Source organism: Desulfovibrio sp. UIB00 (assembly GCF_022508225.1).
Classification (GTDB): domain Bacteria; phylum Desulfobacterota; class Desulfovibrionia; order Desulfovibrionales; family Desulfovibrionaceae; genus Desulfovibrio.
On record NZ_JAETXJ010000001.1, the window covers coordinates 115,247 to 130,373 of the forward strand.

Sequence of the window (15,127 nt, forward strand, 5' to 3'; positions counted from 1 at the left end):
CTCCTAAGCTTTGTCGGCTGTAGCGCCGTCCTTTTTCTGTTCTGCGCCGGGCACTTCACGCAAGCGCAATCCGAGATCCCGCAACTGACGCGAAGACACCGGGGAAGGTGCGTTGGTCATGAGGCAGGTCGCCTTCTGCGTCTTGGGGAAGGCAATGACATCACGGATGCTGGACGAACCGGAAAGCAGCATAACAAGACGGTCGAGGCCAAAAGCCAAACCGCCATGCGGCGGCGCACCCAGATCAAGCGCCTGAATGAGAAAGCCAAACTGCTCTTCGGCCTGCTCAGGCGTAAAGCCAAGGGCCTCAAACATACGGCGCTGCACTTCACCGGAGTGGATACGGATGGAACCGCCGCCCACTTCGCAGCCATTGAGCACCATATCATAGGCGCGGGCGCGGGCCTTGGCAGGATCAGTAACCATCAGTTCCATATGACCAGGCGCAGGCGAGGTGAAAGGATGGTGGCAGGCAACATAACGCTTTGCTTCCTCGTCGTATTCGTACAGCGGAAAATCCGTAACCCAAAGGAAGTTGAAACTGTTTTCAGGAATCAGCTTCAGATGGTTAGCAAGATGCACACGCAGGTTGCCAAGGGCGGCATTGACCATTGAAGCCTCGCCCGCCTGGAAAAAGACAATGTCGCCGACCTGAAGATCGAGCGCTTCAGCAATACCCTTGCGCTCATCGTCCGAAAGAAACTTGGCGATGGGCGACTGCCATTCGTCGGCCTTGATCTTGATCCAGGCCAGACCCTGTGCGCCATAGATTTTGACAAATTCGGTAAAGGCATCAATTTCCTTGCGGGTCATGGATTCGCCGCCGGGAACCTTCATACCCTTGACCAGCTGCGCAGTGGCAAAAAGCTTGAAGCCGGAGCCACGCACAATATCCGTAATATCCACAAGCTCAAGCCCAAAACGGGTGTCGGGTTTGTCCACGCCATAACGGGCCATGGCTTCGTCCCAAGGCATGCGGGGGAAGGGAAGCGTCAGGTCCTTGCCCATCACATCCTTGAAAACGCGGGCCATAAGGCCTTCAGCAATGCCCATGACCTGTTCTTCATCGGCAAAGCTCATTTCAAGGTCGACCTGAGTGAATTCAGGCTGACGGTCAGCACGAAGGTCTTCATCGCGGAAGCAGCGCACGATCTGGAAGTAACGCTCCATGCCGGCAACCATCAGCAGCTGCTTGAACAACTGGGGAGACTGCGGCAAAGCGTAAAATTCACCGTTGTTCAAACGGCTGGGCACCAGAAAGTCGCGCGCACCTTCAGGAGTAGATTTGGTAAGCACCGGGGTTTCCACTTCCGTAAAGCCATTGTCATCCAGAAAACAGCGGGCGGCCTGCGAAACCTTGTGCCGCAGACGCAGATTGGCCTGCATGCGCGGACGGCGCAGATCAAGATAACGCCAGGTAAGGCGCAGGTTTTCACCAGCATCGCTGCGGTCTTCAATAGCAAAAGGCGGCGTCTTGGAAGTATTGAGCAGCTTCCACTCATGGGCCACAATTTCAATCTGGCCAGTGACCATATTGGCGTTGACCATGCCTTCGGGGCGCGGACGCACCTTGCCCTTGACCGCAAGCACATACTCCGAACGCAGAATATGCGCGTTTTCGTGCGCAGAAGGAGCGATATCCGGGCTGAAAACAACCTGGGTGAGACCGTCACGGTCGCGCAGGTCGACAAATATCAGGCCGCCGTGGTCGCGGCGGTACTGCACCCAACCCATCAGGCAAACATCTTCACCATCATTGGTAATGGTCAACTGACCGCAGGAATGGCTGCGCTGCCAGTCACCAAGCTCAGTGACAAATTTCTGGTGTTCGCGCTGCACATCCTGCTGCGCGTCCTGCGTCTGCATCTGTTCAGTCATTGTTGGTTCCCGTTTGCAAGAATTGGAGTACGCCCGACTGCGGCACAGAGCACTGCTCGCCGCTTTCAAGGTTTTTAACGACCACTGTGCCCTGAGCGGCTTCGTCAGGGCCAATAATCAGACAATGCCCGGCGCCGGACTTTCCAGCCTGACGCATAAGGCTTTTAAAGCCGCCTTCACTGAAATTCATTTCGCCAGTCAGCCCGGCATCACGCAGCTTCTGGGCAAGCTGCCAGCCCTGAGCGCGGCTCTGGGCGTCCATGGCAACCAGATAAAAATCGGCTGTCTGGCCACTGCCCTCGCCCATCATGAGGGCAAGGCGTTCCATGCCGCAGGCAAAGCCAACGCCCGGAACATCAGGACCGCCAAGGCTCTTCACAAGGCCATCATACCTGCCGCCGCCGGCAACAGCAGCCTGCGCGCCAATGCTACCGCTTACCACCTCAAAAGTAGTGCGGCAATAGTAGTCAAGACCGCGCACAAGCCTGTGATCAAGCTCAAAGGATAGTCCCTGACCTTGCAGCAGTTCCAGCACCGTATCAAAGTGGGCGCGGCATTCAGGGCAATTGTAATCAATAAGTTTGGGGGCATTGTCCGTAATGGCGCGGCAGCCGGGCTGCTTGCAGTCAAGCACGCGCAAGGGGTTAGTTTCCACCCTGCGGGCGCAGTCCGGGCAAAGGGCGTCCTTGTCAACTCCGGCAAGGTATTCGAGCAAAGCCGCCTTGAATTTGGGACGGCATTCCGAACAGCCAAGGGAATTGATCTTGAGTGTCAGATCCGTAAGGCCAAGATCCGACAAAAAGCGCAGCAGCATGCTGACAAGTTCTGCATCTGCCATGGGGCTGTGGCTGCCAAGACACTCACAGTTGATCTGGTGAAACTGACGCATGCGGCCCTTCTGAGGGCGCTCGTAGCGGAACATGGGGCCGGTGGTGAACAGCCGGCTCACAGGTTCGCGGTTGGTCAGGCCGCTCTCGATATAGGCGCGCATAACGCCAGCCGTGGCTTCAGGCCGCAGGGTAAGCGAACGGCCCTTACGGTCAGGAAAGGTATACATTTCCTTTTGCACCACATCGGTTTCCTCACCGATGGAACGGCAAAAAAGTTCCGTAAATTCCAGCAGCGGCGTACGCAGTTCCACAAAACCGTAGCGTCCAAAAACCTGGCGCGCGGTATTTTCAATGCGCGTGAACTGGTCGCTGTCCGGCGGAAACATATCCGCAAAACCCTTGATACGTGCGATACTCATGGCTTCCTCATAAAAAACTGGCTGCCCTGACGTGCAAGACGGCGCGAAAGAAATGGTCTACCTGCTGGCGCAGGGGGATTCAAGGCTGAATTTTCCGGCGCAGTCATCACAAGGCACGGGATATTCGCCAGTGAAACAGGCCATGCAGTAATGCTGTGGCTTGCTCACAGAACCCAGCAAGCCAGCGATGCTGAGATAATGCAAAGAATCCACATCCAGCTTGCGGGTAATTTCCGCCAGATTATGTTGCGCCGCAATAAGCTCCCCGCGCGAAGAAAAGTCTATGCCGTAAAAGCAGGGAAACTTGACCGGCGGGCTGGAAATGCGGATGTGCACCTCTCTTGCCCCCAGTTCCCGCAGCTTTTTGACGCGGGTCATCATGGTGGTGCCACGCACAATGCTGTCGTCAATGATGCAGATGCGCTTACCTTCAATCATTTCACGCACTGGGTTGATCTTAACCCTCACCCCAAAGCTGCGCATGCTCTGCGAAGGCTGGATAAAGGTACGCCCAACATAGTGGTTGCGGATCATGGCATGCTCATAGGGCAAGCCGGAACGCTGGGCAAAACCAAGGGCAGGGTAAATGCCCGAATCCGGAAAGGGCATCACGTAATCCACTTCCGGCGCAGATTCGTCAGCCAGATTCCAGCCCATTTTTTTGCGGCACAGATAGACCTGCTCGTCAAAAATATAGGAGTCGGGCCTGGCAAAATAGACCAGCTCAAAAATACACTGGCGAGGCTTCTCGGGCAGCGGCCCCATAAGGTGATCGCTGCGAACGCTGTTGCCGTCTACAATAATCATCTCGCCCGGTTCCACAGAACGTTCAAAATCGGCCTCAAGCAAATCAAAGGCGCATGTTTCGGAGGCAAACACAGGGCTGCCGTTCATGCGACCAAAAGCAAGAGGATGGAAGCCGTGCGGGTCACGCACCGCCACCATAACACCGTCTACCATAACCAGCAGACAGTACGCGCCGCGAACCCGGGCGCAGGTTTCCTTGACTGCGCCGGGCAGGTCGTTATGCCTGAGTGCGCGCACCAGCAGATGCATGAACACTTCCGTGTCATTGCTGGTAGAAAATATGGCGCCCTCGTTTTCAAGGTCTTCGCGCAACTGCGCGGCATTGACCAGATTACCGTTGTGCGCAAGCACCACATCCCGCCCCTTGAAATGGGCAAGGAAGGGCTGGGCATTGCTGCTTGAGGAACGCCCGGTGGTGGAATAACGCACATGACCTATGGCCGTTCTGCCTGTCAGAGCCTTGAGATGCGCCTCTGAAAAAACATCGGGCACAAGGCCCATGCCCTTGTGTTCGTGTACGCCGTCGGTGTCAAAGGTAACTATACCCGCGCTTTCCTGTCCGCGATGCTGCTGTGCATACAAACCGAAATAAGCCAGACGAGCTGCTTCCTCGTGGTCATAAATGCCGAATACGCCGCATTCGTGCTTGATCATAGGCCTTACTTCTTCAGTTTTTTGCGCAGATGCGCAATGCGATTATCGATGACCGACGGATTGGGATAATCGTCGCGGGCCAGTTCAAAGTTTTTCAGGGCTTCTTTACCCTTACCGAGCTGCTCAAGGGCATCAGCCAGCAAATAGCCCGCCAGACCACGCAGAATCTTGTCCGGATCGCTGTCCAGTATCTGCTGGCAAAGGTCAGACACATCCTGCCAGCGTTCCCTTGCCATGTTCTGGTCGGCAAGGTCGTACATGCACATTATTTTGTCATGATCCGCCATGGGCAGAGCAAGACACTGTTGCAAGGTATCTTCGCCTGCGTCAAACCGGCGGAGGTTGAACTGCATGGCCGCCAGCCTGCGGTAACCATCCACAGTCTGCTCCGCCGACAACCCGGCAAGTCCTATATAAGCATTCCAGGCGTCAGCCGCACGGCCATAACGCCGCAAACCTTCGTTTACCTCGCCCATACGCCGCAAAATAACGGCGCTTCTAGCGTCATTGTCTGCAAATTCCGCCAACATGGTTTCAAGGCATTCAAGGGTGGCACGAGGTTCCTGCCCGGCGGCATTGAGAACCACCAGCAATTGCTGCCACGCTTCCCAACGCGAATCAGCATCCCGTGCCTCACGCAGATAACGCTCAAGCAGCCTTTCGGCAAGGGACCAATCACGCAAAGAAACTGCGGTGCGGGCTGCGGAAAGGTCATCGCCCACCATGCTCTGGTCTTTGCAAGCACACAAAAAGCCAGCAAAAACCAGACACAGGCACAGGGTTAAACCCTTACCGCAAACCCGCCGCAATATTCTCATCAGCTGTGGTTATTCTTCACCGTCATCGTCCGCACTGTCGTCCGCAAGCCCTTCAGGCTGGGCAACAACAGGAGCGGAAGCGACATCGGTCATATCGTCATCGTCCATTTCGGCACTGGCGTCCCTGCCGGTCTGCCCGCCTTCGTCCACACGGTCAAAGCCCACCACATGACCGCCTTCATCAAGACGCACGAGCATGACACCCATGGTGGCGCGGCCCTTGCTGCGCACATCGTCAACGCCGATGCGCACGATCTTGTTGGACGAGGTCAGCAGGATAAGCCCGTCGTTGTCACGCACAGGCATGGCGCCGATCACAGGCCCGGTCTTGGCAGTCACCTTGAAGTTAATGATGCCCTTGCCTCCGCGAGATTGCAGGCGGTAGAGATCAACACTGGTGCGCTTGCCGTAACCATTTGCGGAAATGGACATAATTTCGGTGGTCTGATCGATATCCTTGACGATAACCGCCGCCACCACAAAATCCTGTCTGCGCAGGGCAATACCCTTGACGCCCGTGGCCACGCGGCCCATGGGCCGCACATCGTTGCAGGCAAAACGGATGGAAAAGCCATCTGCGGTAGCCAGAACAATGTGGTTATTATCACGGATGGGGCGCACAACCACAAGTTCATCGTCCTCACGCAGGCCAACGGCCATAAGGCCTGTCTTGCGGCACTTGGCGTACAACGAGGCGGAAGAACGCTTGATCATGCCCCTCTTGGTGATGAACAGGAAAAACTTGTCTTCGGCAAACTCGCGCAGGGCAAGAACTGTTGTAACCCACTCGTTTTCTTCAAGCGGCAACAGATTGTTGATATGTACGCCCTTGGCCGTGCGGCTGCCCTCCGGCACCTGATGCACCTTGAGCTGGTGCATGCGCCCCTTGTTGGTGAAGAGGCAGAGATACTGGTGATTGGTGGTGGACAAAAATTCCTGCACATAGTCGTCATCCGAAGTGTGCAGGGCCGCAATCCCCTTTCCGCCGCGTTTCTGCTGCTGATAGTTCTCAAGACCGGTACGCTTCATGTAGCCACGGCGCGACAGCGTGATGACCACTTCTTCGTCAGGGATGAGATCTTCAATATCAATATCGGTCAGGGCTTCACGCAGCACTTCCGTACGGCGGGGAGTGGCGAAATTTTCGCGGATTTCGGCAATCTCACGCTTGAGTTCGCTGCGCAGCACTTCGGCATTTTCCAGAATGGAGCGGTAAAATTCGATTTTCTGCAGCAGATCCTTGTATTCGTTCATCAGCTCTTCGCGCTGAAGACCCGTCAGACGCTGCAATCGCATTTCAAGAATGGCCTTGGCCTGCACTTCTGAAAGTGCAAAGCGCTCCATCAGGGCATTACGAGCTTCTTCCGGATTGGCGGAAGCGCGGATAAGGGCCACCACCTCATCGATATTGTCGATGGCGATGCGCAGACCTTCCAGAATGTGCGCGCGGGCTTCGGCTTTTTCCAGATCGTAGCGCGTGCGGCGGATGACCACCTCACGCCTGTGATCCACAAAGCAGGAAAGCGCCGTCTTGAGGTTCAGCAGCTGGGGGCGGTTGTCCACCACGGCCAGCATATTGATACCAAAGCTCGTTTCCAGCGGCGTGAACTTGTACAGGGCGTTGACCACAATGTCGGGAATGGTGCCGCGCTTGAGGTCAATAACAATGCGTATGCCCTTGCGGTCGGATTCATCGCGCAGGTCGGTGATGCCGTCAATCTTGCGGTCATTGACCAAAGCCGCGATTTTTTCCACCAGAGAGCTTTTGTTAAGCCCAAAGGGAATCTCGCGGATAACGATACTCTGCGCGCCCTTTTTGCGGTCTTCAATTTCAATGCGCCCACGCACCTTAACCGTGCCGCGCCCGGTGTGATAGGCATCGTACAGGCCTTTGCCCGCGTAGACAAAACCCCTGGTGGGGAAGTCCGGACCTTTCACATAATCCATGAGTTCATCGATGCTGCACTGCGGGTTATCCAGCAGCAGTTGCAGGGCATCGCACAGTTCCCCCAGGTTGTGGGGCGGAATATTGGTGGCCATACCCACGGCAATACCCGAGCTGCCGTTGAGCAGCAGGTTGGGAACCTTGCTCGGCATGACCGTAGGTTCCTGAAGGGTGTTGTCGTAGTTGGGGCGAAAATCCACGGTGTTCTTGTCCAGGTCGTTCAAAAACTCCTGGGCAAGCTTGGACATGCGCACTTCGGTATAACGCATGGCAGCAGCGGCATCACCATCGATGGAGCCAAAGTTGCCCTGCCCGTCCACCAGCGGATCGCGCATGGAAAATTCCTGCGCCATACGCACCAGTGCGTCATACACGGCAGAGTCGCCATGCGGGTGATATTTACCGATGACGTCACCGACGATGCGCGCGGATTTTTTGTGCGGACGGTTGTAGTTGTTGGCAAGCTCGTACTGCGCAAAAAGAATACGCCTGTGAACCGGCTTAAGGCCATCGCGCGCGTCCGGGATGGCGCGCCCGATAATGACCGAAAGGGAATACTCCAGATACGATTTGCGGAGTTCTGTTTCAATGCTGATCTGCGGCTGCTGCATATCTGCCACTGCGGGCCTCGCTGCTGTTATTTGGGGGCTGGAAGGGCAAGCCCTTCTGATGCAAAGGGCCTGTACCCTCCTGCATCCCCATTTTACGTGTCATGCGGCGAAAAACTTGAAAATCCTGAATTTCGCTTCACGCTTGATTTATTCACAGAAAAGCGTGTGGAACTGTCCGTGTAGGACAGTTCCACACGGATTTCTTTTAAATATCCAGATCCTGTACGGCCAGGGCGTTGCGCTCGATAAAATCGCGGCGCGGTTCCACACGGTCGCCCATAAGCTCCACAAAAGCGTCAGAAGCCTCGTTGGCATCCTCCACGGAAACCTGTAGGAGTACGCGATTTTCTGGATTCATGGTCGTCACCCAGAGCTGGTCGGGGTTCATTTCACCAAGACCCTTGTAGCGCTGGATGTTGATACCCTTGCGGGCTTCATCAAGCACCATGCGCATGAGCGTAAACAGATCCTCTGTGGCAACTTCGCCGTCCTTTTTGCGCAGGGTAAAGGCAAAGGAGCCGCACTGCTGGCGCAGCTCGTCAAAGAGCTGCCAGCCTTGCTTGTAAAGGCGGGAAGAGAAAAACTCCATGCCTCTGCGGGTATGGTGCCCACCGGTATTTTCAAACACGGCAAACAGGCGTTCTTCCTCGTCTTCGCTCTTTTCCCGCTCAAGAGTGAGCATGTATCCGTGACTGTTAAGCCATTCGATGAGTTCGCTGTCCTGATTTTCAAGGCTATGAGCGTCAATCTGCTTTTCATGGGTCACAAGGGCCATGAAGAGGTCACGCGGAGTGCCGGACATTTCGGCATCATTCACGCGGCCTTCGGCCTTTTCAATGTGTTCCATGAGACTGATGAGTTCCTTACCTCGGAATTCCTTTCCGTTGGAGGCCACCACCGTCACGTCTTCGCTCACGCGTGTGAGCAGAAATTCGTTGAGCGCGGGGTCGTCCTTGATGAACTTTTCCATGCGCGAATTGTGCACACGGTACAAAGGCGGCTGTGCGATGTAGACAAAGCCGCGCTCAACCATCTCCTGATACTGCCTGAAGAAAAAGGTCAGCAGCAGGGTGCGGATGTGCGCTCCGTCCACATCGGCGTCTGTCATGATGATGATTTTATGGTAGCGCAGCTTGTCGAGGTCGGTGTCTTCCTCGCCGATGCCTGCGCCCATGGCGGTAATGAGCGCCTTAACTTCCTTGTTGGCAAGCATCTTGTCAAAGCGGGTGCGTTCCGTGTTCAGGATTTTGCCGCGCAAGGGCAAAATAGCCTGGTTTTTGGGATTACGCCCCTGCTTTGCAGAGCCGCCTGCCGAATCACCTTCCACGATAAACAGCTCGGATTCAATGGGATCCTTGCTCTGGCAGTCGGCAAGTTTGCCAGGCAACGAGTTGTCGGAAAGCGCGCCCTTGCGGCGGACAAGCTCCTTGGCGCGGCGGGCTGCGTCCCGCGCCCGCGAGGCGTCTATGGCCTTGTCAATGATGAGGCGGATATCCTTGGGATTTTCCTCAAAATACACATTCAGGCGGTCATACACCACACCGGCAACCAGACCGGCAATTTCGCTGTTTCCAAGCTTGGTCTTGGTCTGCCCTTCAAACTGGGGCTGGGGCAGCTTGACGCTGATAACGGCGGTAAGGCCCTCGCGCACATCATCACCAGACAGCGAGGTGTTCTTCATCTTTTTGACCAGGTCGGCCTGGCCCTTGATGTAGCCGTTGATGGCGCGCGTGAGCGCAGTACGGAAACCCACAAGGTGGGTGCCGCCTTCCTTGGTCCGAATGTTGTTGGCAAAGGTGAAAATGTTTTCCTTGTACCCCGCATTGTACTGCAAGGCAAAATCCACGGTAACATTATCAACAATGCCTTCACCAAAGATTATGGGGTGAATGCCCTGCTCGCCGGAGTTGAGGTCGCCCACAAACTGGCGGATGCCGCCTTCGGCGTGGAACACATGGGTTTCGCCGATGCGCTCATCGATGCACTCGATAGTCAGGCCCTTGTTAAGATAGGCCAGTTCTTCAAAGCGCTTTTTCAATGTTTCATATGAAAACTCGAGAACTTCAAAAATCTCTTCGTCAGGTTTGAAGCGAACGGTGGTGCCGTGCCCTTCAACGAAGCCCTCGCTGATAACCACCAGTTCGTCCTGCGGTACGCCACGGGCATAGTGTTGGCGGTAGCGTTTGCCATCTCGGCGCACCGTGACCGTGAGCTCTTCCGAAAGAGCGTTGACGCAGGAAACACCCACGCCGTGCAGACCGCCCGAAACCTTGTAGCTCGAATTGTCGAACTTGCCGCCAGCATGCAACTTGGTCATGACCACCTGCACGGCGGGCACGCCTTCCTTGGGATGGATATCCACAGGAATACCGCGACCGTCATCGCGAACAGTCACGCTGTTGTCAGCATGCAGAATAACAGTGACCCGCGAACAGAAGCCGGCCATGGCTTCGTCAATGGAGTTGTCCACTACCTCGTACACCAGATGGTGCAGGCCGCGCGCGTCTGTAGAGCCTATGTACATGGCCGGGCGCTTGCGCACAGCCGACAGGCCTTCCAGAATGGTAATGGAAGAGGCGTTGTACCCGCCGTTGCCGGTTTCAGGAGCCATTAAACGTCTTCCTCGCTATAGTAGGTCGTTTCAGAAACCTTCATGGGCATGATGATAACTGTATAGTCGGCATCATCGGCGCCGCGGATACCGCAGGGGCCTTCAGAGCCGGTGAGCATCATGTCGATCTTTGCAGAAACAAAGTGTCCCAGCACATCAAGCAGGTTGCGCGTGGGGAAGGCAATGCGTTTTATATCGCCATTATAAGCAACTTCAAGGCTTTCATTGGCCGAGCCCACATCCTGCCCCTGGGCGGAAAGCAGGGCTTCCCCGGCAGAAAGATCCATGTAGGTGCAGCGGTCGCTCTCGGTATTAAAAATGAGAATACGACCAAGAGCTTCAATAGCTTCCTTGCGAGCAAGAGTCATGGGGTGCATGTCTTCGCTGGCAAGCTTGCTCATAAATATATTGTAATCGGGATATTCGTGGGCGGCGCGGGGCAGACTGAGCGTCTCAGCGCCATCAAGGCTGCGCAGATACAGACGTTTGTCAGTGATATTCAGTTCAATTTCATCCACGCCAAGCCATTTTTTGATGTCCGCAAGATATTTTTTCTGGATCAGCATACCCGCTTCGGGCAGGCGTTCGGCCAGTTCGTCATGGGTAAAGGAAACAAGGGCAAACTGGTGGCCATTGAGGCCGCACACATCAATACGTCCGTTGCCGCGTGGCTTCATGCACAGGCAGGCAATGGCGTCCATGGCGTCGTCATCACTGATGCAAAAGCCCACCTTGTCCAGAATATCCTGCAAAAAGTCGCCAGACCAGGTGACAGCGTTTTCAGCAGGAAAGGCGGAGAAGTTCTGAAACCACTCCGCTCCGCTCACAGGCAGTTTGTAGGTGCGGCGTCCCTGTTCCAAAAGCAGATTGCCAGAAGCTTCATCAAGGGTGAGGTGCAGAACACCCGTGGGCAACTGACGTACAAGATCCACAAAGGCCCTGCCCTGAACGCCTATAAGGCCAGGTGCTGCAACTTCGGCAGGATAACGCCCGGTGAATTCAATGTTGGCGTCAGTAGACATGACTGAAAGGCTGCCTTCTTCAGCCTTGAGCCAGATGGAGCGCAGATATTGCGCTCCTGCCTTGGCAGGAATGATGGCAGCTGCCTTCAGCAGGCCTTCGATGATCTGCTCTTTGTTTACAGTAAGTTTCATATGTTTTTTCCTTACTATTATAGTCGTCTGTGTCTTTGTTCTTAAGACAGCTAACTTGCTTTTATTATTGAAAAATCAAGTGAACACCCCAACAACGTCCAAGGAAACGCCGGGAACATTTTCCCGTATTTTCGCCCGCTTGGCGGGCTGCTATTGTGCCTTGAGCTCCAGTTCTGTCACTAGTTGTTGGAGCGCTTTGTCACTAACTAGAATTTTCTTAATCTTTTTAATGGCATATATAACAGTGCTATGGTCTTTGCCGCCAAATGCCCGCCCAAGTTCCGGGTAGGATAGACCAAGCTTGCGCCTGCATATATACATGGAAACCTGCCGCGCCAGAACGAGGTCTGGTCGGCGTTTGCCGCCAAGTACATCTTCAGGCCGCAGATTCATGGCCCGGGCCACAACCCCAAGAATTTCCAGACAGCCAGGCGTCTTGTCGGCCACTCCCGTGCGTACAATATTTTCAAGGTCTGCCTGCGACAATTCGCAACCAGTAACGGAACAAAAGGCCGCCACCTTGAGCAGCAGTCCCTGCAACAGACGAAACTGCGAACAGCGCTGGGCAATGAACAGCAGTTGTTCCCGCGTGAGGTTCATGTGCCGCTCTTTGCTCATGGCCTGTAGGTAGCGCATACGCACGTCAAGGTCAGGCTCCATGAGTTCTACCACAAGCCCGCTTTCAAGGCGTGAGCGTAAACGTTCGTCCAGAGCCTTGAGAGCCTGTGGCTGACCCGTGCAGGCAAAGACCATCTGTCCAGGCTTGCCGTCCTGCCCGGCGCTGCGCGGGCAAGCATCCATGCAGGATACCAGTTTGCGTTGCCAGGCCGACTGCCCGACGATATCCTGAATATCGTCAAGCAGCAGAACATCGCACTGTTGCCAGAAAATTTCCGGCCTACGCACCCATGCCGGATTGTCTGCGCAAAAGCGCGCAGCCGCAGAAATAATTACGCGGCTGCCTGTAGGCCCTTCTGCCAGGGTGGCTGCCATGGATCGCAAAATATGGCTTTTGCCTGTACCGCTGTGCCCGCAGAGCAGAAAGGGATTGTAGGCCACATCGGCGCGCCTTTCTGCTATCTCCTTGGCGACAGCCAGGGGGAAGGCATTTTTTGCATTGGCAATAAATGCTGTGAAAGCATCATTTTCAATTCTGGGCGCTGCGGGGGGATCCGTGTGCACCATAAAATTTTGTTTGTTCTGATCGGCAGTTTTTTGCTCAACATGTGGAAGCGACCATGTCTGCGCGTGCCCCAGGGTGGGCTGTTCATATACTATTTGCGGAAGCTTTTTGTCGGCAAAGCGGGAGAAAAGCGCCTGTTCAAAAAGATCGCGCTTTTGCTGCTTGAACCACGCGGCAAAATAAAAGTGGGGAAAGCCAACGGTTAGTGTATCGCCTTCATGGCACAGGGTAAGGGATTCCAGCCAGTCTCCCCTGTCGTTGGCCTTTTGTTGTGCCAGTATGTCCCGCAACTCGTTTTTCAGCATAGCGTATGTGGCCTGTCCATAGGCCTGTGGATAACTGTTCCTTCCGGGGTATTGCGCCAAGACATGCCAGCATTTCAGGCAGGGCCCACAGGCCTTGTTTGCCGGATTTGGCGCGGTTCTCGCCATGAAGGAACAAAGAGCATGCATACCATAAAGCTTAATATGAAACAAGTGCTGCCATATTCAACGGCCTCCCCGCTCCCTGTTCTGCGTGGAAAAACAAAGGGGATCCATGATACTGGTAGACGGCATGGATACAGTTTTTATAATATACTGCATTATCTGTTTAAATCTGTGCAAAACCTCAATGCCTGCTGAGGCTGTTGGACGCAACTGGACAAGGAACACCACGGCAGGTATACGTTTGCAATGTTTTTGCACATGAAGATTCGCTGGATGCTGGTCGCGGCCCTGTTTCTGCTTTTTGCAGGTTTGTTTGCCTGGGAAAAGGGGTGGCTCCCGTTTGATCAGTTGCAAGCTGGCATCCCCGTTGCGGGTGGGCAGGCTTCTGCGGATCAGGCAGCACCAGCTAACGGTGGGGAGGACCCTGCCAATATTTCCAAAACCCAGGGGACAGAAGCCGCCTCTCAGACCAATATCGCTGAGAGTGACGGAAGTACTGGAGCAGACCTGACGCAATCCGCTGCCCCGGAAGCTGCAAATCCAGATGAAGAATCTGCCGCCCCTGGCGAGGAAGTGGTCAAGGGCACGGTTGAGAAAGGTGATACTGTCACCAAGATTCTTGCGGGGGCAGACAGCCAGGCCGTGCAGGATTATATAAGCGCCGCGCGCCGAGTGTTTTCCATGCGGGCTTTTCGCGATGGACAACCTTACGTGGTTGTAACCGATGCCGCCACAGGCAAGGTAAAGCGCTTTGAATACGAGATAGACAGCCGCCGCCGTCTGGTGGTGGAGGGCGTGGAACAGCCCGTGGCCCGGGTGGAGGCCATTGAATATGTCACCCTGCTCACCACGATGAGCGCCACCATTGACGACAATCTTTTTCAGGCTGTGGCCGATGCCGGGGAAAGCCCGCAAATGGCCCTTAAGCTGGCAGAGCTTTTTGGTTCGGAAATCAACTTTATCCGTGATCTGCAAGAAGGCGACTCTTTCTCGGTACTGGTTGAAAAGCGCTATCGTGATGGCGAATACAAAGGTTACGGGCGTATTCTGGCCGCGCATTTCACCAACAAGGGTAAAACCTTTGAGGCCTATCTGTTCCGCGAAGGAAACAAGGCCGCCAGCTATTATAACAGCAAGGGCGAAAACGTCCGCAAATCACTGCTGCAGGCTCCCCTGGCATTCACGCGCGTGACCTCGCGCTTTACAAAAAACCGACTCCATCCCATATTGGGGTATAGCAGACCACATGAAGGTGTGGACTATGCCGCTCCCACGGGTACGCCTGTCAAAGCTGTGGGTGAAGGTGTGGTTACGCAGCGCGGCTGGGCTGGCGGCTACGGCAACCAGATTATTGTGCGTCATGGTGGCGGGTTGGAATCTTTGTACGCGCATCTATCCGGCTATGCTAGGGGCCTGCAAAACGGGCAGAAGGTGCGTCAGGGGCAGGTTATTGGTTTTGTGGGCATGACGGGTCTTGCCACGGGGCCGCATCTTGATTTCAGGCTGCGCCAGAACGGCAAATTCGTAAACCCCGCCAAGGCCATTAACCCCAGAGGCGAGCCGGTCAGCAAGAGCGCCATGAGCGCCTTTGAAAAAGTTATGGCTGTGGAACTGGCAGCGCTTAAGGGAGAAAAAAATTTTCCCGAGTATACTGTGGACAGCATTGTACTCGACAATGTGGATCTGCCGCAGCCTGAAAAAACATCCGAGCCAGAACACAAGGCCGAAAAACGCAAAAAGAAGCATAGAAACTAGATTATTTTCAGCTCGTAAAGTTTTTTCCGACACG

At 55.0% G+C, this 15,127-nt stretch carries 9 protein-coding genes; 1 reads left to right on the plus strand and 8 read right to left on the minus strand.

Annotated features, from left to right (window positions below; all coding sequences use genetic code 11):
- Positions 1-3: 3 nt before the first annotated feature.
- The 8 genes from aspS to JMF94_RS00545 all read right to left on the minus strand — a co-directional run bounded on the left by aspS (position 4) and on the right by JMF94_RS00545 (position 13,215).
- Positions 4-1,878 (minus strand): aspartate--tRNA ligase, encoded by a 1,875-nt coding sequence (aspS, locus tag JMF94_RS00510; RefSeq protein WP_240823273.1) that lies wholly within the window; start codon positions 1,876-1,878, stop codon positions 4-6.
- A complete protein-coding gene (hisS, locus tag JMF94_RS00515; RefSeq protein ID WP_240823274.1) occupies positions 1,871-3,127 on the minus strand; it encodes a histidine--tRNA ligase in 1,257 nt (418 codons plus the stop codon). Before hisS ends, aspS begins: the two co-directional genes overlap by 8 nt.
- Positions 3,128-3,184: 57 nt before the next feature.
- The gene (gene purF / locus JMF94_RS00520; RefSeq protein ID WP_240823275.1) at positions 3,185-4,588 is read right to left on the minus strand and encodes an amidophosphoribosyltransferase; all 1,404 of its coding nucleotides are present in this window, start codon (positions 4,586-4,588) and stop codon (positions 3,185-3,187) included.
- A gap of 5 nt (positions 4,589-4,593) precedes the next feature.
- Positions 4,594-5,313 carry a hypothetical protein gene (locus JMF94_RS00525; protein ID WP_240823276.1) on the minus strand — a complete coding sequence of 240 codons (720 nt, stop codon included), beginning with the start codon at positions 5,311-5,313 and terminating at the stop codon, positions 4,594-4,596.
- A gap of 102 nt (positions 5,314-5,415) precedes the next feature.
- The gene (gyrA, locus tag JMF94_RS00530) at positions 5,416-7,962 is read right to left on the minus strand and encodes a DNA gyrase subunit A (RefSeq protein ID WP_240823670.1); all 2,547 of its coding nucleotides are present in this window, start codon (positions 7,960-7,962) and stop codon (positions 5,416-5,418) included.
- 205 nt (positions 7,963-8,167) lie between these two features.
- Positions 8,168-10,573: a DNA topoisomerase (ATP-hydrolyzing) subunit B gene (gyrB, locus tag JMF94_RS00535; RefSeq protein WP_240823277.1), complete on the minus strand. Its 2,406-nt coding sequence runs from the start codon at positions 10,571-10,573 to the stop codon at positions 8,168-8,170.
- Positions 10,573-11,727 carry a DNA polymerase III subunit beta gene (gene dnaN, locus JMF94_RS00540; RefSeq protein ID WP_240823278.1) on the minus strand — a complete coding sequence of 385 codons (1,155 nt, stop codon included), beginning with the start codon at positions 11,725-11,727 and terminating at the stop codon, positions 10,573-10,575. The genes gyrB and dnaN overlap by 1 nt, the downstream gene beginning before the upstream one ends.
- A gap of 150 nt (positions 11,728-11,877) precedes the next feature.
- Positions 11,878-13,215, minus strand: coding sequence for a DnaA/Hda family protein (locus JMF94_RS00545; RefSeq protein WP_240823279.1), 1,338 nt, complete (start codon positions 13,213-13,215; stop codon positions 11,878-11,880).
- Between the two features lie 381 nt (positions 13,216-13,596).
- Here JMF94_RS00545 and JMF94_RS00550 point away from each other — a divergent pair, with 381 nt between their 5' ends.
- Positions 13,597-15,093: a M23 family metallopeptidase gene (locus JMF94_RS00550; protein WP_240823280.1), complete on the plus strand. Its 1,497-nt coding sequence runs from the start codon at positions 13,597-13,599 to the stop codon at positions 15,091-15,093.
- Positions 15,094-15,127: the final 34 nt, after the last annotated feature.

Bases quoted from the DNA above. Each gene is read 5' to 3' on its own strand.
- aspS (WP_240823273.1), bottom strand. From the start codon at position 1,878: ATGACTGAACAGATGCAGACGCAGGACGCGCAGCAGGATGTGCAGCGC.
- hisS (WP_240823274.1), bottom strand. From the start codon at position 3,127: ATGAGTATCGCACGTATCAAGGGTTTTGCGGATATGTTTCCGCCGGAC.
- purF (WP_240823275.1), bottom strand. From the start codon at position 4,588: ATGATCAAGCACGAATGCGGCGTATTCGGCATTTATGACCACGAGGAA.
- JMF94_RS00525 (WP_240823276.1), bottom strand. From the start codon at position 5,313: ATGGTGGGCGATGACCTTTCCGCAGCCCGCACCGCAGTTTCTTTGCGT.
- gyrA (WP_240823670.1), bottom strand. From the start codon at position 7,962: ATGCAGCAGCCGCAGATCAGCATTGAAACAGAACTCCGCAAATCGTAT.
- gyrB (WP_240823277.1), bottom strand. From the start codon at position 10,573: ATGGCTCCTGAAACCGGCAACGGCGGGTACAACGCCTCTTCCATTACC.
- dnaN (WP_240823278.1), bottom strand. From the start codon at position 11,727: ATGAAACTTACTGTAAACAAAGAGCAGATCATCGAAGGCCTGCTGAAG.
- JMF94_RS00545 (WP_240823279.1), bottom strand. From the start codon at position 13,215: ATGCTGAAAAACGAGTTGCGGGACATACTGGCACAACAAAAGGCCAAC.
- JMF94_RS00550 (WP_240823280.1), top strand. From the start codon at position 13,597: ATGAAGATTCGCTGGATGCTGGTCGCGGCCCTGTTTCTGCTTTTTGCA.